Source organism: Actinobacillus minor NM305 (genome assembly GCF_000175195.1).
In the GTDB taxonomy this organism is placed as follows: Bacteria; Pseudomonadota; Gammaproteobacteria; order Enterobacterales; family Pasteurellaceae; genus Haemophilus_A; species Haemophilus_A minor.
The window spans coordinates 38,951-61,919 of the sequence record NZ_ACQL01000100.1 but is presented as its reverse complement, the minus strand read 5'-3'; the positions used below and the strand labels follow the sequence as shown (position 1 = coordinate 61,919).

Annotated in this window: 21 protein-coding genes; 8 read left to right on the top strand and 13 right to left on the bottom strand. The window is 39.1% G+C overall.

All coding sequences use genetic code 11. From position 1 onward, the window contains the following. Positions 1-39 precede the first annotated feature (39 nt). The 10 genes from rapZ to AM305_RS07145 form a co-directional block, all read right to left on the bottom strand. Positions 40-897 (bottom strand): RNase adapter RapZ, encoded by an 858-nt coding sequence (gene rapZ / locus AM305_RS07190; RefSeq protein ID WP_005824497.1) that lies wholly within the window; start codon positions 895-897, stop codon positions 40-42. A 9-nt stretch (positions 898-906) separates the two neighbouring features. Then, entirely contained in the window at positions 907-1,410 is a 504-nt protein-coding gene (locus AM305_RS07185) for a PTS sugar transporter subunit IIA (protein WP_005824496.1), read from the bottom strand. A gap of 20 nt (positions 1,411-1,430) precedes the next feature. Next, positions 1,431-2,156 (bottom strand): LPS export ABC transporter ATP-binding protein, encoded by a 726-nt coding sequence (lptB, locus tag AM305_RS07180; RefSeq protein ID WP_005820492.1) that lies wholly within the window; start codon positions 2,154-2,156, stop codon positions 1,431-1,433. 7 nt (positions 2,157-2,163) lie between these two features. Further along, positions 2,164-2,670: a lipopolysaccharide transport periplasmic protein LptA gene (gene lptA, locus AM305_RS07175; RefSeq protein WP_005824495.1), complete on the bottom strand. Its 507-nt coding sequence runs from the start codon at positions 2,668-2,670 to the stop codon at positions 2,164-2,166. Continuing rightward, entirely contained in the window at positions 2,667-3,287 is a 621-nt protein-coding gene (gene lptC, locus AM305_RS07170) for an LPS export ABC transporter periplasmic protein LptC (protein ID WP_005824494.1), read from the bottom strand. The genes lptA and lptC overlap by 4 nt, the downstream gene beginning before the upstream one ends. A gap of 157 nt (positions 3,288-3,444) precedes the next feature. Then, positions 3,445-6,084, bottom strand: coding sequence for a phosphoenolpyruvate carboxylase (ppc, locus tag AM305_RS07165; RefSeq protein WP_005824493.1), 2,640 nt, complete (start codon positions 6,082-6,084; stop codon positions 3,445-3,447). 245 nt (positions 6,085-6,329) lie between these two features. After that, positions 6,330-7,064, bottom strand: a complete 735-nt coding sequence (locus AM305_RS07160) for a TPM domain-containing protein (protein ID WP_420196306.1) — start codon at positions 7,062-7,064, stop codon at positions 6,330-6,332. Positions 7,065-7,117: 53 nt separating this feature from the next. Then, positions 7,118-7,567 (bottom strand): TPM domain-containing protein, encoded by a 450-nt coding sequence (locus AM305_RS07155; RefSeq protein ID WP_005824491.1) that lies wholly within the window; start codon positions 7,565-7,567, stop codon positions 7,118-7,120. 50 nt (positions 7,568-7,617) lie between these two features. Continuing rightward, positions 7,618-8,202, bottom strand: a complete 585-nt coding sequence (locus AM305_RS07150; protein WP_005824490.1) for a LemA family protein — start codon at positions 8,200-8,202, stop codon at positions 7,618-7,620. Positions 8,203-8,294: 92 nt separating this feature from the next. Further along, positions 8,295-9,743 (bottom strand): aminoacyl-histidine dipeptidase, encoded by a 1,449-nt coding sequence (locus AM305_RS07145; RefSeq protein ID WP_005824488.1) that lies wholly within the window; start codon positions 9,741-9,743, stop codon positions 8,295-8,297. Between the two features lie 189 nt (positions 9,744-9,932). On the opposite strand from AM305_RS07145, the gene gpt reads away from it, so the two are divergent. The 3 genes from gpt to tdeA all read left to right on the top strand — a co-directional run bounded on the left by gpt (position 9,933) and on the right by tdeA (position 12,524). Then, complete coding sequence (gene gpt / locus AM305_RS07140; RefSeq protein ID WP_005824487.1) at positions 9,933-10,412, top strand: xanthine phosphoribosyltransferase; 480 nt, start codon at positions 9,933-9,935, stop codon at positions 10,410-10,412. 73 nt (positions 10,413-10,485) lie between these two features. Then, positions 10,486-11,109: a guanylate kinase gene (gmk, locus tag AM305_RS07135; protein ID WP_005824484.1), complete on the top strand. Its 624-nt coding sequence runs from the start codon at positions 10,486-10,488 to the stop codon at positions 11,107-11,109. A gap of 20 nt (positions 11,110-11,129) precedes the next feature. Then, positions 11,130-12,524, top strand: a complete 1,395-nt coding sequence (gene tdeA / locus AM305_RS07130) for a toxin/drug exporter TdeA (RefSeq protein ID WP_005824482.1) — start codon at positions 11,130-11,132, stop codon at positions 12,522-12,524. A 39-nt stretch (positions 12,525-12,563) separates the two neighbouring features. On the opposite strand, the gene AM305_RS07125 is transcribed toward tdeA, so the two are convergent. Beyond that, complete coding sequence (locus AM305_RS07125) at positions 12,564-12,860, bottom strand: RnfH family protein (protein WP_005824481.1); 297 nt, start codon at positions 12,858-12,860, stop codon at positions 12,564-12,566. Positions 12,861-12,909: 49 nt separating this feature from the next. Then, positions 12,910-13,959: a molybdenum ABC transporter ATP-binding protein ModC gene (modC, locus tag AM305_RS07120; protein WP_005824479.1), complete on the bottom strand. Its 1,050-nt coding sequence runs from the start codon at positions 13,957-13,959 to the stop codon at positions 12,910-12,912. An 87-nt stretch (positions 13,960-14,046) separates the two neighbouring features. Here modC and tcdA point away from each other — a divergent pair, with 87 nt between their 5' ends. Continuing rightward, positions 14,047-14,808 carry a tRNA cyclic N6-threonylcarbamoyladenosine(37) synthase TcdA gene (gene tcdA / locus AM305_RS07115; protein WP_005824478.1) on the top strand — a complete coding sequence of 254 codons (762 nt, stop codon included), beginning with the start codon at positions 14,047-14,049 and terminating at the stop codon, positions 14,806-14,808. Positions 14,809-14,889: 81 nt separating this feature from the next. Here the strand turns inward: tcdA and adhE are convergent, their stop codons facing one another. Next, positions 14,890-17,505, bottom strand: a complete 2,616-nt coding sequence (gene adhE / locus AM305_RS07110) for a bifunctional acetaldehyde-CoA/alcohol dehydrogenase (protein ID WP_005824476.1) — start codon at positions 17,503-17,505, stop codon at positions 14,890-14,892. A 301-nt stretch (positions 17,506-17,806) separates the two neighbouring features. Here adhE and metG point away from each other — a divergent pair, with 301 nt between their 5' ends. From metG to fruK, 4 genes are all read left to right on the top strand, one after another. Next, positions 17,807-19,870: a methionine--tRNA ligase gene (metG, locus tag AM305_RS07105; RefSeq protein ID WP_005824473.1), complete on the top strand. Its 2,064-nt coding sequence runs from the start codon at positions 17,807-17,809 to the stop codon at positions 19,868-19,870. Between the two features lie 15 nt (positions 19,871-19,885). Continuing rightward, complete coding sequence (gene ndk, locus AM305_RS07100; protein WP_005824471.1) at positions 19,886-20,302, top strand: nucleoside-diphosphate kinase; 417 nt, start codon at positions 19,886-19,888, stop codon at positions 20,300-20,302. Positions 20,303-20,463: 161 nt separating this feature from the next. Continuing rightward, positions 20,464-21,981: a fused PTS fructose transporter subunit IIA/HPr protein gene (gene fruB / locus AM305_RS07095; RefSeq protein ID WP_005824470.1), complete on the top strand. Its 1,518-nt coding sequence runs from the start codon at positions 20,464-20,466 to the stop codon at positions 21,979-21,981. A 9-nt stretch (positions 21,982-21,990) separates the two neighbouring features. Beyond that, positions 21,991-22,923 carry a 1-phosphofructokinase gene (gene fruK, locus AM305_RS07090; RefSeq protein WP_005824468.1) on the top strand — a complete coding sequence of 311 codons (933 nt, stop codon included), beginning with the start codon at positions 21,991-21,993 and terminating at the stop codon, positions 22,921-22,923. The last annotated feature ends 46 nt before the right edge of the window (positions 22,924-22,969 follow it).

Genomic DNA, 22,969 nt, shown 5'->3' with positions numbered 1-22,969 from the left:
AAACAATCGTTCCGTAAAGTCTTGTATATTTCGTAAAGTTTAGGCTTTTTTCTGATGTTTTTCTAAACTGCGATGGCGTATTTGGACTTTTTTCCCTTTAGCCGCAAAGTATTTAGCTAATTGTTCAGCTACAAATACGGAGCGATGTTTGCCTCCAGTGCAACCAATAGCTATTGTTAGATAACTACGATTATTTTGTTCTAGCTGAGGGAGCCACATTTCTAAATAGTTTCGAGTATGGTAAATAAATTGATGAACTTCTGTTTGTCTTTCAAGAAAATCAATTACCGGTTGCTCTAATCCGGTCATAGGACGTAGTTCAGGATTCCAATGAGGATTAGGGAGAAAACGCACATCAAAAACATAATCCGCATTTGCTGGTAAGCCGTATTTAAAGCCAAAAGATTCAAATACGATATTGAGTTCTTTTTCTTTTGAACCTTGCAATAATGAACGTAGCTGTTCTGCTAATTCATGAGAAGATAGATTAGTAGTATCAATAATATGGTTAGATTGCTGGATAAGTGGCTCAAGTAATTTATCTTCTAAATCAATCGCACTTTCTAGTGAAAGATCTTGGGTTGATAGAGGATGCAATCGACGAGAATCACTATATCGGCGAATAAGAGTGCTTCGATCACAATCAAGAAAGATTAATTTTGTGTTGATGTGAGCTAATTTAGCAAAAAGCTCATCAAGAATTTTAGAATCTTGAGGTAAATTACGTACATCTAAACTCACAACAGCAGAATGTTTTGATGATGCTAAATATTCAGCCAGTTGTGGAATTAAAGGAAGGGGAATATTATCAACGCAATAGTAGCCCACATCTTCTAGTGCTCGTAAAGCAACAGATTTCCCTGAGCCTGAACGCCCACTAATAATGATAAGTTCCATATAGGTCCCTTAGTCAATTTCTTCGTTTACTTGTTTATCGGTATATTCTAGGAGTTGCCAAATTTCATCAGCAGATTGCGCCGCTCTTAATTGTTTAGCCAGATTTTTATCATTTAATTTATGTACAATCGTTTGAAAAACTTCTTTATATTGTGTGCATGTTCCTTCAGGGAAAAGTAATGCATAAACTAAATCAACCTCTTTATTATCGTTTACTTCATAATCAATGGGTTGTTCTAATTTCAGGAAGATAGCAATCGGTTTTATTTCTATTTCAGGATTAACAGCCAGTTTAGCATGAGGTAGGGCGATACCATTATTGATATAAGTACAGCCCAATTTTTCTCGCTTAAATAGACTACTAAAACATTCTACCGGACATACATGATCATGGTATTGTTTTTGAAAAGCATCAGATGCTATTTTCCCGATAAATTCAAGAAGTCGTTTTTTACTGGAAATCACGACGTTATGATGGATGTTTTCGGGGCTTAGAAATTGTGTTAATACCATGATATTTCTCTCAACATAGCTTAGAGTTTAAACTGCTCACCTAAGTACACTTCTTTTACTTTAGGATTATTTAGCACTTCAGAAGGCGTACCTGTTGCAATCATTTCGCCACTACCAACAATATATGCGCGTTCACAAACATCTAAAGTTTCACGTACGTTATGATCAGTAATTAACACACCTAAACCACGTTCTTTTAGATTAACAATGATTTTCTTGATATCAATAACAGAAATAGGATCTACACCGGCAAATGGTTCATCCAATAAAATAAATTGTGGATTAGCCGCTAAAGCGCGTGCAATTTCAACACGGCGGCGCTCACCGCCGGAAAGCGATTGCCCTAAACTATCACGAATATGCTCAATATGAAATTCTGCAATCAGTTCGTCTGCGCGCGCTTTACGTTCTTTATCATTCAGATCTTTTCGTACTTGAAGTACAGCCATTAGATTATCATAAACGCTTAATCGTCTGAAAATCGATGCTTCTTGTGGTAGATAACCAATGCCTTGTTTTGCACGATCATGCATAGGTAATACACTGATATCTTCATTATCAATACGAATAGTGCCGTTATCATGTCGAACTAATCCGACAACCATATAGAATGTTGTTGTTTTACCTGCACCATTTGGGCCGAGTAAACCAACAATTTCTCCGGTTTTTACATGCAAGCTTACATCTTTAACTACTTTACGATTTTTGTAGCTTTTTGCTAAATGTTCTGCGTAGAGAGTTGCCATGCGTTACCTATTTTTTCTTTTTATCGTTTAATTGATTTGGAATTAATACCGTTTTAACGCGTGATTTACCACCACTCGTTGCTTTAAGTTGCTGTTTTTTAACATCATAAGTAATGCGTTCAGCTTTAATATAGCTATCTAATTGTTTTAATTCAGCATTGCCAATAAGCGTTAAAAATTCACTATTGAGATCATAATGCACACTGTTTCCTTTGCCATTTACAGGCTTTCCATCATCTAAGGTTTGTTGGAATGTCACAGGCGCACCAGTAGCATCAATCGTTTCTTTTTTACCTTCTTGGCGAACAATCGTAACTTTGCTCGCATTGACTTTAATTGATCCCTGTGTAATCACAACACCATCACTGAAAGTCACGGTATTTGTGTTCATATCAAGAGATTGACTACCTGAATCAATGTTGATCGGTTGGTCTGTATCACTTTTTAGTGCGTGAGCAGAGAGGCTAACGCCGAGTAAAGTAGTTAAAATCGCAGATTTAATGATTAATTTCATTGAATATCCTTTGAGGTTGAATCTGTTTTATTTTGTTCGTTTGTTTCTTTGATAACCGTAGGCTCAATATAGCTTTTGACATCTTTCAGTAATGTAGCGACTTGTTGCTTGAGGTTACCTTTAAGACCGGTACCTGTTGTGGTAAATCCTAAACCTGTCGATTTCACAACACTTTCTGTAGAGATATCTTGAGTATTTAAATCTATCGTCAGTTTATCGGTTTCAATTTTTTGCAAACGTGATGTTGGATCTAAAGCTTGAAGTTTAACGTTACCGACTAAATTGAGTATTTTTTCTTTAGTAATTTCTGCATGATCCGCACTTAACTTCCATTGTTTTAAAGCGGTCACTTTATCAAATAAATTGACAAAAGGATTAAAGAATTCTGTTCTCTCACTATTTTCATAATGCTTGATCTCATCAGCTTCAGCATAGTATTGAGGCTTACCTTGGATATCAAATACGGAAGTAGACATTCTATCTCCGGTATAATCGGGTGTTCCATTCTTTTTAATCAGCTGACCCAATTCTGCATTTTCAGGTTCTTGTTGGCTGATATACCAACCTCCGAGTACGGCAGCAATGAATAGTAAGATAAAATTTAAACGAAAGTTCATATAAAAAGTTACCTATAAAACCAATTCATAATCATATCACAGTTTTGATAGGGATTGAGTAGGTTAGTTCATTTTGATGTGTAAAATTTTGATAGAAAAAAACCGCTTGTACAGCATTTTGCTACGCAAGCGGTTTAATTTTCCCTATTTTTTACAATTAGCCCGTATTACGCATACCTGCAGCAATACCTGCAATGGTAATCATCAGTGCCTGTTCTAGTTGAGGATCCGGGGTTTCGCCTTGTGCACGTAAGCGAGCCAGTAATTCCACTTGAAGCAAGTTAAGTGGATCGGTATAAACATTACGTAACGCAATAGAGTCAGCAATCCAAGGTAAATCGCCCATTAACTGTCCATCGTGTGAAAGAGCGAGGATCGTATTAATATCTTCACTTAATTGTTTACGTAGCGCTTTACCTAAACGATGGAGTTCTGGTGCAACTAAGCGTTGGTCATAGTATTCAGCTAAATTGAGATCGGCTTTAGAGAATACCATTTCTAACATACCGACACGGGTTGAAAAGAATGGCCATTCTTTGCTCATCTCTTTTAAGGTTGCTTCGCTACCTTGCTCAATCAATTGACGAAGCGCTGCACCTGCACCTAACCAAGCCGGTAACATTAAGCGGTTTTGCATCCAAGCGAAGATCCAAGGAATTGCACGTAAACTTTCCACTCCGCCGTTTGGATTACGTTTAGCAGGGCGTGAACCAAGTGGTAATTTTGCTAATTCTTGCTCCGGAGTGGCTGCTCGGAAGTAAGGCACAAAATCCGGTTCGCCTCGAACAACGCCACGATAAATCTCACAAGAAATTTCAGCACCTTTATCCATCACATCACGCCAGCTTTGTTTTGGCTCAGGTGGTGGTAATAAATTCGCTTCTAAAATCGCACTTGCGTATAAGTTGAAGGTATCCACCGCTACTGCAGGTAAACCTAATTTAAAGCGGATCATTTCCCCTTGTTCCGTTACACGTAAGCCCGATTTGAGCGAGCGAGGCGGTTGAGAAAGTAATGCTGCGTGAGCCGGTGCGCCACCACGCCCAACAGTACCACCACGACCGTGGAATAACACGAGTTCAATATTATATTTTTCGGCTAAGTTTACTAATGCTTCTTGTGAGCGGTATTGCGCCCAAGAGGCAGCAAGCATACCGGCATCTTTCGCAGAGTCTGAGTAGCCGATCATTACCATTTGATAGTTGTTAATTACACCACGATACCAACCGATATTAAATAAATCGGTCATCACTTTTTCACTGTGATCTAAGTCATCAAGCGTTTCAAAGAGAGGAGCAACCGGAATAGTATATTTACAGCCAGCTTCTTTGAGTAGTAAATGTACTGCTAATACATCAGAGGCTTCACGAGCCATAGAGATGACATAAGCCGAGATAACCCCTTCAGGTTGTTCTGCAATCACTTTACAGGTATCTAAAATCTCTTGTGTTTCTGCGCTTGGCGTCCAGTTTGTCGGGATAAGTGGACGGCGTGAGCTTAATTCACGAACTAAGAACGCTTGTTTATCATCTTCAGTCCAGTGAGAGTAATCCCCTAAACCGATATAGCGAGTAATTTCCGCAATCGCCATTTCGTGGCGAGTACTTTCTTGGCGAATATCTAAACGAGATAGACTTAATCCAAAGCAACGAATACGGCGTAAACAATCTAATAAACCACCATTAGCGATAATACGCATACCACAAGCGTGAAGTGATTTATAGCTATCAAAGAGCGGTTCCCAAAGTTCATTATCGTTGCTGATAATTTCACTTTGTTCAATGGTAATTTGTTTGCCTTCGAGTAACTCGCCAAAATAAGCCAATGTTTTTTGGAGTTTGCTTCTTAACCCTTTAACTACCGTACGATAAGGTTCAACATGATCGCCATATTTCGCACGGTATTCCGGTGTACATTGGGTAATAGAGAGTTCTTCAGCTAAATCGCTAATGTCTTTAAGGAAAAGATCTGCTGCTTTCCAACGGTTCATCCATAGCACTTTACGGGTAACTTCAGCCGTTACAAAAGGGTTACCATCTCGGTCACCACCCATCCAAGAAGAAAGACGAACAGGAGCTAGTTCTACGTTATATTGCACGCCAAAATGTTTTTCTAATTGGAAGTTAATTTCACGGCAAAAATCTGGAACCGCTTTCCAAAGGCTATTTTCAATAATTGCGATTCCCCATTTTGCTTCATCAATCGGTGTTGGACGAGCTACACGAATTTCATTTGTGTGCCAAGCTAATGCAATAAGTTGCATTAAACGGCGTTGAATACGGTAAGTTTCCGGTGGCGTTAAATCATCATGTTCTAATTTTTCTAAACATTTATTGATTTCAACGTGTTTATGCACTAATGAACGGCGAGTTACCTCAGTTGGGTGAGCGGTTAAAACTAACTCAATCAGAAGTTTGTTAATGGTTTGGATAACCGTTTCAACCGGCGTGTTTTGTGCTTTTAAGCGAGCAAATAATGCGCCTAATGAGCGATTTCCCAATGTTTCATCATAATCATGGCGGGAAATTGTCTGATATTGTTCTGCAATGTTGGTTAGATTTAAGAATTGGCTAAATGCACGTGCAACCGGTAATACATTTTCAGTGGAAATGTTAGCTAATTTATTTAATAGCTGTTCACGAGCTTGTGCATCGCCTGCACGTGATTTTTTCGAGAGAATTCGGATACTCTCAATCAGTTCTAAGATCTCATTTCCTTGAGTTTCTTTAATGGTTTCTCCTAAAAAATCGCCAAGCATATGAATATTTTGACGAAGAGCAGAGTGTTGCTGATTCATGGCATTTTCCTATAAAAAGATTAAATTTAAACTGTGTAGAGATATACCTAATTCGAGTGAAAATAGCAATACAGAATTTATTTAATTTCTGAAAAAAATGATAAAACGCAAGGAATTGTGAAAAATATGAGAATGGGGAGAGGCATTATATTGAGATGCAATGTTGCCTCTCTCCCTGATTTTGCTTCTAAACGAAACCAAATCTTTCCCTCTCCCACAAGGGGTAAGGGTTAATACATAGAATGTTACCAGCTACCACCGGCACCACCGCCACCGGAAGAGCCTCCTCCGAAACTATCGCCACTGCCTCGGCTACCGCCGAATCCGCCACCAAAACCACCATTTCGGCGAGAATTGATAATAACACGACCTAGTTGTTCCGCCGCACTTGGACTGATATAGCGATCACTCCCTCGAGGGCGGAAAATTAAGAAGATGACAATACCCATCACTAGGAAGAAGAGTAACCCATCAATATCTTCAAAGGCTTCGGTTTCATTCTCGCCGTAGCTATCGTAGGCTGCATACTCTCCGTTTATTGCTGCCATAATCGCGGAAAGTCCGCTTGCAATCCCTTCAGCATAGCGATCCTGTTTAAAATAAGGCGTAATGTTGTTACGAATAATGCTTGAAGCAATGGCATCAGGTAATGCGCCTTCAATACCTCTTCCCGTTGCGATAAACAGTTTTCGATCATTTTTCGCAATCAATAAGAGAACGCCATTATTTTCATTATTTTTGGTTCGACCTATGCCCCATTTATTAAATAGGTTGGTTGCATAGCTGGCAATGGCTTCGCCTTCCGTAGAAGGAATAATGGCAACAATGATTTGTGAGCTGGTTTTGGCTCGATTTGCAATTAAAGCATCTTCTAGCGTTCGCCATTCTTGCTGTGTTAATGTTTTAGTGTAATCAGTTACATAATAAAATGGATTTGGCGCGGCAGGGTATTTATCCGCAGCAAGTGCATTGATACTCATAAATGCGAATAACACGATAAACAAGCGGTTAAATAACTGTGTGATTTTACTTATCATTTGATCACAACCTCATTTGGGAGCTCATCAATATCATCGGTTTTACGAGGAAAATGGATAGCCAATTGTGCTTCAACTTGTTTAATGCCTTCGCAAATACCTTTCGTGTATTCATTATGCTGGCAGGCTATTTTTATTGCATCATAGACGGACTGCCAAAAAATTTGACCGACTTTCTCATGAATACCTTTATCGCCAATAATCGCTAAATGGTGTGGAACAAAAGAGAGATAGATCAATACGCCATTTCGTTCAACCGTTTCACGCATGTTTAATTCATCAAACAGTTGTTCCGCTCGTTTAACGGCATTTAAACCTGATTTATTTTTTCGTTCAACGACCACTCGTAGTTCCGCAGATGTTCGCTGTTCTAAATGTGAAATTGCCTGTTCGATTTGAGTGGTATCGACAGGCAATTTTTTTGAAAAAAAAGGAAAAATTTTCATACGCAAATCTCGATGAAAAAGCGGAGAGAGCAAACTCTCCCCAGCTTTAATTAGTTAAAATTTACGGTTGGTGCTTTTTCTGCTCCAGCTTCAGCTTTAAATTGCGGTTTCGCTTTAAAGCCCATAATCATTGCGGCAATTTTAGTCGGCATTTCACGCACTTGTTTATTGTATTCTTTTACTGCTGCATTAAAGTTATTACGTTCAGTATTGATACGATTTTCAGTTCCTTCTAATTGTGCTTGTAAGTTTAAGAACGCTTCGTGCGCTTTTAATTCAGGATATTTTTCCACAGAAACTAATAAACGAGAGAGCGAAGAATTTACACCTTGTTGTGCTTCTTGGAACTTTGCCATATCTTCTTCGGTAGCGGTTTTCGGATCGAGAGTAATCGCCGTTGCTTTCGCTCGTGCATCAATCACTGCCGTTAACGTTTCTTTTTCAAAATTCGCTTGACCTTTTACAGTGTTCACTAAGTTAGGAATTAAATCCGCGCGGCGTTGATAAGCCGACTCGACATTACCCCAAACAGAGTTAATATCTTCTTCTGCACGCATTAAATCGTTATATTTGGTTAATGAATAACCGCCAAGTGCAATAACTGCAATCAATAAAATGCCTAAAATCTTTTTCATTCTAAAATCCTATTAAGGTTGGTTAAAAATAAATCGGGCAAATTCTATTAAATTCGCCCCTTGGACGCGAGAAAAATTACAAAGTATTACAATTACTTAAGCGGAGCTTTTGACAATAATTGTGTTAAAAGTTCCCAATAAATTTGTACGGCTGGAATGTGTACTTTTTCATCCGGAGAATGAGCGTTACGAATGGTTGGACCAATCGAGACTAAGTCCATATGTGGATAAACTTTCTTGATTAAACCGCACTCGAGTCCTGCATGAATCACTTTTATTTGGGCTTCATAACCTAAAATCTGGTCATAAACTTCTTTTGTAATTTGAGTAATCGCTGAATGAGCATCGGGTTCCCAGCCTGGGTAGTTGCCTGAAAATTCTGCTTTTGCACCAACCAATTTAGCCAGTGAATTAATTTTTGCTCGTACTTCTGCTTTACCGCCTTCAATGAGAGAGCGAGATAAAATCGTGCTGACTAATTGAGTATTTTTGGTTTCTAACACGCCAATACTTAATGAGGTTTCGACCACATTTTTAATCGTATCACTGTTACGAATAATGCCGTTAGGTAACACATTTAAGAAATGAAGACTTTTTTCAGTTGAAGCAATATCAAAAATTTGTGTCGGATTTTCTGTTGTCTCCACTAATAATGTTAAATTGGGTTCAGCGAATTTAAGTTCTGCTTTTAACTGCTTCCCTAATTGTTCAAAGTAAGCGGTTAATTTTTCAAGATCTTTTGCAACAATGACCGCGTAAGCTTCACGAGGAATGGCATTGCGTACCGATCCACCGGCTATTTCCGCAAGTTGGAATGGGTTATTTTGTAAAGTCTCCGCTAAAATACGGGCAAGCAATTTAATTGCATTGACTCGGTTAGTGTGAATATCACAGCCAGAATGGCCGCCCTGTAATCCTTTTAACGTCACTTTGAATGCTTGATTAAATGGATTTGAAACATACTCTAGAGGGAGTTCTACATTTACATTTTCTCCCCCGGCACAGCCAATATAAATTTCGCCATTATCTTCGGTATCTGTATTGATCATAATAGGTGCTGTGAGCCAATTTGGGCGTAAGCCGATGGCTCCTTCCATTCCCACTTCTTCACTCATGGTTAAAAGGACTTCAATTTCAGGGTGAGCCAAATCTTCAGCATCTAAAACTGCAAGACAAGAGGCTAAGCCAATCCCATTATCGGCTCCTAATGTTGTGCCTTTTGCTTTAACCCAGTCGCCATCAATATAAGGTTGAATAGGGTCTTGAGTAAAATCATGTTGAGTACCGGCATTCGCTTGTGGAACCATATCTAAGTGAGCTTGTAAGGCAATAGTTTGGCGATGTTCCATGCCTTGAGTAGCCGGCTTACGAATTAAAATATTACCGGCTTCATCACGTTCTACAAAAAAAGACTTGCTTTTAGCCCAATCTGTAATGAAGTTGGCTAGTGCCTCTTCGTGATAGGATGGATGAGGAATGGCACAAATTTTATCAAACCATTGCCATAATGATGTAGGAGTTAGCGTAGAAATGTCTGACATATCAACCTCGAAATAATGGAAAGCGGTTTCTTTTTTGTCCTTTTTTGCAAAATTTGAACGGAAGATTACCGCTTGTAATAAGAATTGAGTGAAATAATAGCACGAAAGTAATTTTTAGGTTAGAATAGTGCAATTTTTTTATTCGGTGGATTTAGTTCGCCGATTTTTTTATATTCTTAGGATTAAATTATGAGCGAAAAATACACAAATGAAAAATATGTGGTAACGTGGGATATGTTCCATATGCACGCCCGCAAATTAGCAGAATGTTTATTACCTGCATCACAATGGAAAGGCATTATTGCGGTAAGCCGCGGTGGTTTATTCCCTGCAGCGGTATTAGCGCGTGAATTAGGTATTCGTCACGTTGAAACAGTGTGTATCGCAAGTTATGATCACGATTCTCAAGGTGAATTAAATGTATTACACGCGGCTGATGTGGCTAATGGTGGCGAAGGTTTTATCGTGGTAGATGACCTTGTCGATACAGGTAATACGGCACGTGAGATTCGTAGAATGTATCCAAATGCGAAATTTGTTACCGTATTTGCAAAACCGGCTGGTGCGCCATTAGTGGATGATTACGTAATTGATATTCCTCAAGAAACATGGATTGAACAACCATGGGATTTAGGTATCGTATTTGTTCCACCTATTGCGAAAAGATAATTCAGAGAATGGGTAATGAAGTAATTTCGTTACCCATTTTTCCATTTTATGATGTAAAAAAGGATGGTTTATCGTGAGTTTAGGTAATCTTTATATTCTTTCCGCACCAAGTGGTGCTGGAAAATCTTCGTTAATCAATGCATTATTAGCAGATTTGCCTCGTAGTGAAGTTCAACTTTCTATTTCACATACAACAAGAAACCCTCGCCCAGCCGAAGAAGAGGGCGTTCATTACTACTTTACGAATCATGCTGAATTTGAAGCATTGATTGAAAAAGGTCATTTTTTAGAATGGGCGGAAGTTTTTGGTAATTACTATGGGACTTCCTTACCGATGATCGAACGCTCATTAGAGCAGGGCATTGATGTTTTCTTGGATATTGATTGGCAAGGTGCAAGACAAATCCGTGAAAAAGTGCCTAATGTGAAAACAATCTTTATTTTACCCCCTTCTCGAGAAGAGTTGGAAAGACGCTTAATTGGGCGAGGTCAGGATTCTGCCGAAACAATTGCTAAACGAATGGCAGAAGCGGAGTCTGAAATGAGCCATTACAATGAATTTGATTATGTGATTGTTAATGATGATTTCCAAACCGCTTTAAGTGAACTAAAATCCATTTTAACAGCCGAACGTTTAAAATTGGATGCTCAAACACTCCGTCATAAAGAGTTAATCACGAAATTATTAAATCAGTAAATTTTAGGAAAGAAAAACAGATGAAACTTTCAAAAATTGCCTTTAGTGTTGTGTTAGGACTTGCTGTTTCAGCATGTTCTTCAACCAATATGAGCCAAGATGGCACAATAGAACAAGCTAAAGAAACTTATCAACAATATGAAGATGTGACAAAACAATTTTCCATCAATGAACAATGGTGGAGAGGTTACAACGATGCACAATTAAATGCATTAGTTGATCAAGCGATCCAAAATAACTTAGATCTTGCAAAAAGTGCGATTGCTGTCAATAAAGCGCTTTACAATGCAAATCTTGTGGGTGCTAATTTAGTGCCTACTTTTAGTGGTTCAGGTTCTACATCGGCTTCAAAGGGCGTAGGTTCTACGTCTAATAATGTTTCAACAGGTGTTTCAACGATCAGTAACACAGCAAGTTTTAACTTAAGTTATACCATTGATTTATGGAAACGTTTAGCGGATACGGCAAGTGCTGCAGAATGGGAGCATAAAGCAACCATTGAAGATTTAAAATCAACACGTTTATCATTAATCAACTCTGTGGTTGCAACCTATTATCAGATTGCTTACTACCGTGATGCGATTGCTGTAACAGAGAAAACCATTAAGAACTACGAAGAAATCAGCCGAATTTTACGTAATAAATTGGCGGCTGGTGCGATTGATAGCTTAGCAGTTGAACAAGCGCAACAATCAACTTTAAATGCGCGTAATAGTGTGGTTGCTCTTCGCGCAAATTTAAACACAGCTGAAAAAACAATGCGTAATTTGCTTAATTTGAAACCAAATCAACCGATTGCAACACGTTACCCAAGCATTTTAAGTGTTAAATTGCAAGGTGTAGATACGAATGTTCCGGTTTCTGCAATCGCAAACCGTCCTGATGTGACAGCAAGACTACAGCGTTTACAAAGTGCATTTAAAACATTAACTGCAACAGAGAAAAGTTGGTTTCCTACTTTAACTTTAGGCGCATCACTTTCAAGTAGTGCAACGAAAGCGGCGAACATTGGCGATAATCCGGTAGGTAGTGGCGTATTCTCATTTGATTTACCGTTCCTTGACTGGAATCGTGTACAAAACACTGTGAAAATTTCAGAAACGGATTATATGACTGCTCGTATGAATTACGAACAAACTATTACAAGTGCGTTAAACGAAATTGACAACTACTATTATGCGTATAAGCAATCTCGTAGTAGTTTAGGTCTTTTACAACAAACATACGAAAAAGATAAGAAAATTAGTGCATACTATAAAAATCGCTACAATCAAGGGGTTTCAGAATTCCGTGAATGGATAAGTGCGATGAATACTGAGCTAAATTCACAACTTTCGATTCTAAATCAAAAATACACAATTTTGACGAATGAGAATTTAGTTTATCAAGCAATGGCTGGTAAATATAAACGCTAAAAATAAACCCCATGCACATAATGTATGGGGTTTATTTTATCACTTTTCTTTTGCAGCTTGTTCGGCTGCTCTTTTACGGCGGATTTCTTTAGGATCGGCAAGAAGAGGGCGGTAAATTTCAATGCGATCACCATGTTCAACCATATCCGTTAATTTGGCAGGGCGGCTAAAAATACCAATTTTATTCTCTCTTAAGTCAATCTCCGTATATTTTTCTAAAATCCCTGATTTTAAGATAACATTTTGTATCGAAGTGCTTTCATCTAATTCGATCTTTTTTAGAAAAAAACGATTTGGGTAAGCATAAGCAACTTCCACGATAATTTTTTCTGACATACATTCCTCTTACGATTAAGCGGTCTTATTTTACGTGAATTTTACAAGGTTATAAAGAAACGCTTTTAATTTGAAGATAGACTTCTAATCCTGTTCTAATTGCAAGCTCATCAAAAGCCCAAGTACTAATTGTTGCCCAAATGATTTGCCCTTCAACATCAACAGCAACTTGTACTTGCTGGGTGTTATCTTCCCAAGCAGAAATCTTGCCTTTTAATATGTTGCGAATAGAGCTGTATTGTGGGGGGGCTAATGTAATAGAGACATCGGTACTGTTGATCGTAAGGCGAATTTTCCGATCAAATTGATGGCGTGCAAGTTGATTAACCCATAAGGATTGCCCATTTAGATCCAATTCAAGCATATGGTAAGTGGTTTGGATCGATTTTATTGGTAATTCTAATAAGCTGAGTCGATATTGTTCAGGGAGCCATTGCGCAAATGCGGGGTGTTTCCAAACATTCTTTACTTGATCAAAAACGATAACTTTCCCTTGTTCAATAAGAATGACATGATCTGCTAAGCGAATGATCTCATCTAAGCTATGCGTTACATATAAAATTGGAATGTTGAGTTTATTAGAAAGTTGATCTAAGTAATTTAGTAATTCTTGTTTACGAGGGAGATCTAAGGCTGAAAGAGGCTCATCCATTAACAATAATTCGGGATTACTCAATAAAGCTCGACCAATCGCCACGCGTTGTTTTTCACCACCGGATAAACTGATGGGAAAACGGTCGAGTAATGCACCAATGCCTAAGAGCTCAACAATTTGCGAAAAATAGTGGGGATCAAACCGCTTGCAACCATATTTCAGGTTTTTTTCTACCGAATAGTGTGGAAATAAACGTGGTTCTTGGAAGACATAACCAATATTTCGTTTTTCAGGCGGTAGATTTGTTTTAGCATCGAATAAAGTACGCTGATTTAATGAAATTAAGCCTTTTTGTGGAGTAGAAAGTCCGGCAACTAAATTGATAAGACTTGATTTTCCCGCACCGGAACGACCAAAAATAGCGGTAACGCCTTGAGTTGGAATGTTTAAATCCAGCTGAAGTTGTAAATGTCCAAGTTGTTGAGTTGCATTGAGTTTAAGCATATGAAATCTTGAGCAAAAAGCAGATAAAACATTATAATGCGTTTTTCACTAAAATAGACGATAAAAAGTAATATAAGAAGGAATAAAATGGCTAGAATAGATAATTATGAACAACGTTTTGGGGGCATAGGTCGCCTTTATACGCCTGAAGGGTTGGCAATATTACGCCGTTCTCATATTTGCGTTATTGGTATTGGGGGCGTGGGTTCATGGGCAGTAGAAGCACTTGCTCGGTCAGGGATCGGGAAAATTACGATGATTGATATGGATGATATTTGTGTGACCAATATCAATCGCCAAATTCATGCGATGAGTGGAACGGTCGCACAGCTAAAAACAGAAGCAATGAAGGAACGTATAGAGAAGATCAACCCAGAATGCCAAATTGAAATTATTGATGATTTTATTACGCCGGAGAATATTCCGGAGTATTTGAATCGGGGCTATGACTATGTGATTGATGCTATTGACTCGGTAAGAACGAAAGCGGCTCTCATTGCTTATTGTAAACGCCATAAAATTAAGTTGATTACCACTGGCGGTGCTGGTGGACAGACAGATCCAACACAAATTCAAATTACCGATTTAAGCAAAACAATTCAAGATCCTCTTGCTTCAAAAGTTCGCTCGCTATTACGTAAAGAGTATAACTTTAGCCAAAACCCGAAGAGAAAATTTGGTATTGATTGTGTTTTTTCAACACAGCCACTGATTTTTCCAAAAATGGGAGATGGGTGTGAGATTTCTGCAAGCATGAATTGCGCCAATGGGTTTGGTGCGGTAACGATGGTAACCGCAACTTTTGGCTTTTTTGCGGTAAGCCGAGTGATTGATAAATTGTTGAGATAGTATAAGCGGTTAATTTCAACTAGGAAATTACAAATTAGAGGGGGAATCAATGTCGATTCCCCCTTTGGTTTTAATGGTCAATTATTTCCCATAAAATGCTTTAGTCATAATTTCTTCCATGTCTTCAACCATTGCAAGACGAGGGTTCGCCGGTGTACATTGGTCTTCAAAGGCATTTAATGCTAATTCACGGCGAGCAGCTAAGAAGGCTTGTTCATCAACACCTTGCTCTTGAAGGGACATTTTCACGCCACAACGTACAGCTAAGTCGTGAACGGCTTTTGCATAAGATTCCACACCTTCTTCTGGAGTTGAAGCCGGTAAACCTAACATTCTTGCAATATCTTGGAAGCGTTGATCCGCAACATAATTGGTATATTTCGGCCAAGTTGCCACTTTAGTTGGGCGAGTACCATTGTAACGAATAACGTGCGGTAACAAGATTGCATTGGTACGCCCGTGAATGGTATGGAATTTGCCCCCAATTTTGTGCGCCATTGAGTGACAGATCCCCAAGAATGCGTTAGCAAATGCCATACCCGCCATTGTTGATGCGTTGTGCATTTTTTCACGCGCTACTTCATCAAACTCTTTCACTGATTTTTCAAGATTTTCAAAGACTAATTTAATCGCTTGTAGTGCTAAACCATCGGTAAAATCATTAGCAAGAATTGAAGTATAAGCCTCTGTTGCGTGTGTTAATACGTCTAATCCTGTGTCAGCTGCTACGTGAGATGGTACAGACATCACTAATGCCGGATCGACAATTGCAACTGTCGGGGTTAATGAGTAGTCTGCTAATGGATATTTAATATCACCATCAGTAATAACGGCAAATGGCGTAACTTCTGAACCTGTACCTGATGTTGTTGGAATTCCTACGAATTTCGCTTTACGACCTAATTGTGGGAATTTAAATGCACGTTTGCGAATATCCATAAATTTTTGTACTAAATCACGGAAGTCTACTTCAGGTTGCTCGTAGAATAACCACATGATTTTAGCCGCATCCATTGGAGAACCACCACCTAATGCAATAATGGTATCTGGTTGGAAGCTACGCATTAACTCCGTACCACGTTGGACAGTTTGTAAACTTGGGTTTGGTTCTACATCGGTAAATAGTTGAATCATCACTTTATTACGGCGTTGGCGTAACTGTTCAGTAATACGATCAACGAAACCAAGATCAACCATTGAACGGTCTGTTACGATCATCACTTTCTCAACATCAAGCATTGATTTGAGGTATTGAATGGAATCACGTTCAAAGTAGATTTTTGATGGAACTTTAAACCATTGCATATTATTTCTCCGTCTGCCCACACGTTTGATATTTAACAAGTTTACTGCGCTTACGTTGTTACTCACTGAGTTTTTACCGTAAGAGCCACAGCCTAATGTTAATGAAGGGAGGAAGGAGTTATAAACATCGCCGATACCACCAAAGGTTGATGGCGAGTTCCAAATAACACGAATTGCTTTTACTCTTTCGCCAAATGTTTTCGCTAATTCAGCATTTTGAGTATGAATTGCTGCAGAGTGTCCTAAACCGTGGAAATTAACCATCGCTTCAGAAAGTTCTAAACCGTGTTCAGTTGAATTTGATTTTAATAAAGCTAATACCGGAGAAAGTTTTTCACGGGTAAGCGGCTCACCTTCGCCAACAAAAGCACATTCCGCTAAAAGAATATTTGTTTTGGCAGGTACGCTAAAGCCAGCTTGTTCTGCAATCCATGCAGCAGGTTTACCTACAACAGCTGCATTGAGTTTTGCACCGGAGCAGTTTTGGTCGTTTGCTTTGTCCACACCAAAGATGAATTTTTCAAGTAATGCTTTCTCTTTTTTGTTGACTAAATAAACGCCATAAGATTGCATTTCTTTAATAAAGTCAGCATAAATTTCTTTATCAACAATCGCCGCTTGTTCTGAAGCACAAATCATACCGTTATCGAAAGATTTTGACATCACAATGTCATATACAGCTTGTTTTAATTTGGCTGTTTTTTCAACATAAGCTGGTACGTTACCGGCACCTACGCCTAAAGCCGGTTTACCACAAGAGTATGCAGCTTCCACCATGGCATTACCACCCGTAGCAAGAATGGTTGCAATACCAGGGTGCTTCATAAGAAGAGATGTGCCTTCCATTGACGGTGTTTTAATCCATTGGATACAATTTTCCGGCGCACCGGCCGCCACGGCTGCATCGTAAACGACTTGAGCTGCATGGGCAGAAGATTGTTGCGCAGAAGGGTGGAAAGCAAAAACGATTGGGTTACGGGTTTTAAGTGCGATTAACGCTTTGAAAATGGTCGTAGAAGTAGGGTTTGTTGTTGGGGTAATACCACAGACAACACCAACAGGATCTGCGATTTCTGTAATACCGGTTACATCATCTTCACTAATTACACCAGCAGTTTTTAAATGTCGCATATTATTTACAACATATTCGCAAGCAAACAAGTTTTTGGTTGCTTTGTCTTCAAAGACACCACGTCCAGTCTCTTCATAAGCATGCATTGCTAAAATGCCATGTTTATCAAGTGCTGCGACAGAGGCTTTTGCCACAATGTAATCGACTTGTTCTTGGTTTAAATGACGGAACTCATCGAGTGCTTTTAAGCCTTTTTCGACAAGATTATTCACTTCAACTTGAGCATCATAAGGTTGAGCAGTTTGAGTTGCTTTAGCCATAGTTTAGTTCCTCTAAAAATTAAAATTTTGAAATTTTTTAACTGCTGAAATTATTGATCAAATTAAGTCCTTTTTCTCTATTTTTTGTACTTCTTTAGAGTTAAGTTTGATTTACATCAAATATATTTTGTGTAGCGTATATGCGATAAAAATAATGATACAAGTTATTTACAAGAATTTAACTTTTAAGGCAAAAAATAGATAAATAGAGGGTAACTAGAAAAAATCCTGTGGTTGAGCTACAATAAGCGGTCAAATTTCTGTCAAGTTTTACTTTAATAACGTTTTAGAGAGAAGAATAATGTCGAATACAAGAAAAATGTTGGTTACCTGTGCGTTACCTTACGCAAACGGCGCAATTCATTTAGGGCATATGCTTGAGCATATTCAAGCGGATATTTGGGTTCGTTTTCAGCGTATGCGTGGTCACGAAGTTCATTTTGTCTGTGCAGATGATGCGCACGGCACGCCAATTATGCTCAATGCTGCTAAGCAAGGTATTACACCGGAGCAACTGATTGAAAAAGCTAAAACGGATCACGTGGCAGATTTTAAAGGATTTAACATTAGCTTCGATAACTATCACTCAACACATAGTGACGAAAACCGTGAATTAACTACGGCGATGTACAAAAAATTAAAAGAGAATGGGTTTATTAAAAGTCGTGTTATTTCTCAATTATTCGATCCTGAAAAACAGATGTTTTTACCGGATCGTTTTGTAAAAGGGACTTGCCCAAAATGTAAAGCAGAAGATCAGTACGGCGATAACTGCGAAGTTTGTGCATCAACTTACAGCCCGATGGATTTAATTAACCCTCGTTCAGTGGTTTCCGGTGCAACGCCAATTGTTAAAGAATCAGAGCATTTCTTTTTTGATTTACCGGCTTTTGAAGAGATGTTAAAAGCGTGGACTCGTTCAGGCTCATTACAATCTGAAATAGCTAATAAAATGCAAGAGTGGTTTGAGAGCGGTTTACAGCAATGGGATATTAGCCGTGATGCGCCTTATTTTGGCTTTCCAATTCCAGATGCAGAAAATAAATTCTTCTATGTATGGTTAGATGCGCCAATCGGCTATATGGCATCATTTAAAAATCTTTGTGATCGTACAGGGTTAGATTACCAATCTTTCTGGCAAAAAGACTCAACAGCCGAGTTATATCATTTTATTGGTAAGGATATTGTTTACTTCCATAGTTTATTCTGGCCGGCGATGTTAGATGGTTGTGAGCAACGTAAACCAACGAATATTTTTGCTCACGGCTATGTGACGGTTGATGGGGTAAAAATGTCAAAATCACGTGGGACATTTATTCAAGCCAGCACCTATTTAAAACATATTGATCCGGAATGTTTGCGTTATTACTATGCGGCGAAATTAAATGAGCGCATTGAAGATTTGGATTTAAGCCTCACCGATTTTATTCAACGTGTGAATAGCGATATTGTGAATAAACTCGTGAATTTAGCTTCACGTAATGCTGGTTTTATTGCAAAACGTTTTGAAGGTAAATTAGCCACTTCGTTAGATGATCAAGCACTATTTGCAGAATTTGTTGCGCAATCAGAGCAGATTGCAGCACATTACGAAGCTCGTGAATTTAATAAAGCTATCCGCGTCATTATGGATTTATGCGATAAAGCCAATAAATACATTGATGACAAAGCACCTTGGGTTATTGCCAAAGAAGAAGGTAAAGAAGCTGAACTTCAAGCCGTTTGCTCAATGGGAATTGAATTATTCCGTATCTTAATGAGCTATTTAAAACCGGTATTACCGCAATTAGCAGAACGAGCAGAAGCCTTTTTACAAAGTGAGCTACGTTGGGATAACATTGCTCAACCATTATTAGGGCATAGCGTTGCACCATTTAAGTCACTGTTTACTCGTTTAGAGCAAAAACAGATTGATGCGGTGATTGAAGAAACAAAAGCATTGTTTGCAGAAGCAAGCAAAGTAGAAGAGAAAACAAAACAAGCGGTGAAAAAAGTGGAAAACATTGCAAATAATGGCGAAATTGAGCCGATTTTACCTGAAATTACCATCGATGACTTTGCGAAATTAGATTTACGTGTCGCAAAAGTCATTAGTTGTGAAGCTGTGCCGGAATCAAATAAATTATTGAAATTCCAACTCGACTTAGGCGATCATCAACGTCAAGTTTTTTCAGGCATTAAAGCAGCTTATAACAATCCGGAAGAACTTAACGGTCGCTTTGTGATTATGGTTGCGAACCTTGCGCCACGTAAGATGAAATTTGGTCTTTCTGAAGGCATGATCCTTTCAGCAGGTACCGGCGGTTCGGATTTATTCTTACTTTCAGGCGATGAAGGTATCCGAGCTGGTATGCAAGTGAAATAATGTGAGGAAAGCGTTATGATTCAGCAAACATTATGCTTAATAAAACCTGATGCAACAAAACGTCATTTGATTGGCAAAATTCTCGCTCATATTGAAGAAGCCGGATTAACGATTAAGGCATTGAAAAAACTTCAATTAACAAAAGAGCAAGCTGAAGGTTTTTATGCAGAACATCAGGGCAAAGATTTTTTTGAGCCTTTAGTTGATTTTATGATTTCTGCGCCGATTGTTGCGGTGGTGCTTGAAGGTGAAAATGCTATTGCGCATTATCGTGAATTAATGGGAGCAACAAAGGTAGAAGATCGTAAAGAAGGCACTATTCGCCAACTGTATGCTATTAGCGGTCGTGAAAATTCAGTACACGGTTCTGATTCTGAAGATTCTGCTAAACGAGAAATCGCTTACTTTTTCACGCCAAATGAAATTGTGTAATGTTTGTTTGAAATATGACTAACAGAAAGATTCGGAGAGATGAAATATCTTTCCGAATCTTTTTTTATTTCTTTACGTTTTTTTGCTATAACGGTTTAGCAAAAATAGGGTACAATCAGAACGTTTTTTAAATTGAAAATTACCTTCCATAAGGAGCTAAAATGCTTGATTTATCAGCAAAAAATATCCGTTTAAACGGGCAAGCAGCGAACAAAGAAGAGGCGATTAAATTAGTCGCAGCAGGTTTAGTTGCAAATGGGAACGTAGCAGAAGGCTATGAAGCCGGTATGTTGGCACGTGAAACCCAAACCTCGACTTTTTTAGGCAATGGGATTGCGATTCCGCACGGCACATTAGATACCCGAGATTTAGTTCAAAACACCGGTGTGCAAATTATTCAATTCCCTCAAGGGGTTGAATGGGGCGAAGGAAATGTTGCTTACGTAGCTATCGGTATTGCGGCAAAATCTGATGAACATTTAGCCTTACTTCGTCAATTAACCACGGTGTTAAGTGATGAAGAAGCGGCAGAAAAATTAGCAAAAACCCAAGATGTGCAAGAGTTTGCCGATATTTTAAGCGGTAAAAAAACATTACCGGCTCTTTCAGAGGCTTTAATCTCATTAAATGTGGAAAGCTCAAGTTTGATTACCCTTTCGGCGATTAATGCGGGCAAATTACAAGAGCAAAATTACGTCACACAAGCTTTTATTAGTGAGGTAGTTTCAGCCGCTCCACTTCATCTAGGCGATAATGTTTTTGTGATTGATAGTGCAAAAGGTAACTTAGCTAATGGTGTTGCGGTTGCACGTAATACTAAAGGGCAAACATTAGTCAGCGTGGCTACGGTAGATAATGCACTTAATCCCATTTTAGCCGCATTATTAAAATCTGAGGTTCGCAGTCAGTTTGCTTCTGCCAATAGCGCGCAGATGCTTGCATTGTTTAATGGCGAAACGGTCAATACCGCCGAAAATTCAACCGCAGTTGTTTCAGCCACTTCAACGGTAAATAATGGACAAGTGGTTGGAAACTTTACGGTGCGCAATGAACACGGTTTACACGCTCGCCCAAGTGCGGTATTGGTTCAAACGTTAAAAGCATTTAGCTCGAAAATTACCGTAGAAAACCTTGACCGTGCAACAGCACCGGCAAATGCAAAAAGTACAATGAAAATTGTGGCATTAGGTGCAACGAAAGGGACGCGTTTACGCTTTATTGCTGAAGGCGATGATGCTCAACAAGCTATTGAAACCTTAGGCAAAGCAATGGCGGAAGGCCTTGGCGAAAATGTCACTTTTATTCCTGCCGTTGAAGATAGCATTGAAGGTACTGCAACATCAGCACAAACCGTTGCGGTTGAAACAATTGCGCCAGCGGTAGCTGATAATGTAACAGAAAGCGCAGTAGAAGCGACTTTTGTTATTCACAACGAACACGGTTTACACGCTCGCCCAAGTGCGGTGCTTGTTAATGAAGTGAAAAAATATACGTCAAAAATCGAAGTGCAAAATCTTGATAAAAACTCACCGCTTGTGAGTGCCAAAAGTTTGATGAAAATCGTGGCACTTGGCGTAACAAAAGGCACGCGTTTACGCTTTGTGGCAACAGGCGATGATGCACAACAAGCCTTAGATGGTATCGGTGCCGCAATTGAAGCCGGTTTAGGTGAGAAATAAGGGGAAAATATGCGTATTGCAACAGTAACGTTAAATCCTGCATTTGATTTGGTCGGTCGCCTTGCCCGTATTGAAATCGGCGAAGTCAATACCGTTGAAACCTTAGGTTTATATCCTGCCGGAAAAGGGATCAATGTGGCAAAAGTCTTGGCAGATTTAGGCACGAAATTATCCGTAACCGGTTTTCTTGGTGAAGAAAATCAAGGGGATTTTGTGCAATCTTTCGCAAAAAATGGGGTGGACGATCAATTCTATCGTGTCGCAGGTAAAACTCGTATCAATGTCAAAATTACGGAAACGGAAGCTGATGTAACGGATCTCAACTTTTTAGGCTTTGAGATCAGTGAAGAAGAGTGGGAGAAATTTACCGCTCAAACTCAACATTGGGAAAGCCAATTTGATCTTGTTGCCGTTTGTGGTTCTTTACCTCGTGGCGTAAGCCCTGAGAAATTTGCCTTGTGGTTAGAAACGCTACATCAGCAAGGTTTAAAAGTGGTATTGGATAGCTCAAATGCGGCATTAACCGCTGGATTAAAGGCCCACCCTTGGCTAGTCAAGCCTAATCGCCGTGAATTAGAAGTTTGGGCAGGTCGAGCCTTAAATAGCCTCGAAGAAGTCATTGTTGCTGCTCAAGATTTGCGTGCTAGAGGTATTGAAAACGTCATTATCTCAATGGGCGAAAAAGGCTCAGTTTGGATCAATAACGAAGGCGTACTTCAAGCTCAACCACCACGTTGTGAAAATGTGGTAAGTACCGTAGGGGCTGGCGACTCAATGGTTGCAGGGCTTATCTATGGTTTCTCACAAGGTTGGGATAAAGCGAAAACCCTTGCCTTTGCCAGTGCGACATCTGCTTTAGCGGTTTCCCAAAGTAACGTGGGCGTGAGTGATAAAACGGCGTTGGAAGGGATTTTGGCACAGGTTAAATTGACTGAACTTTAATTACACCAATGTAGGGACACACTGCGTGTGTCCGCCAAAAATATAA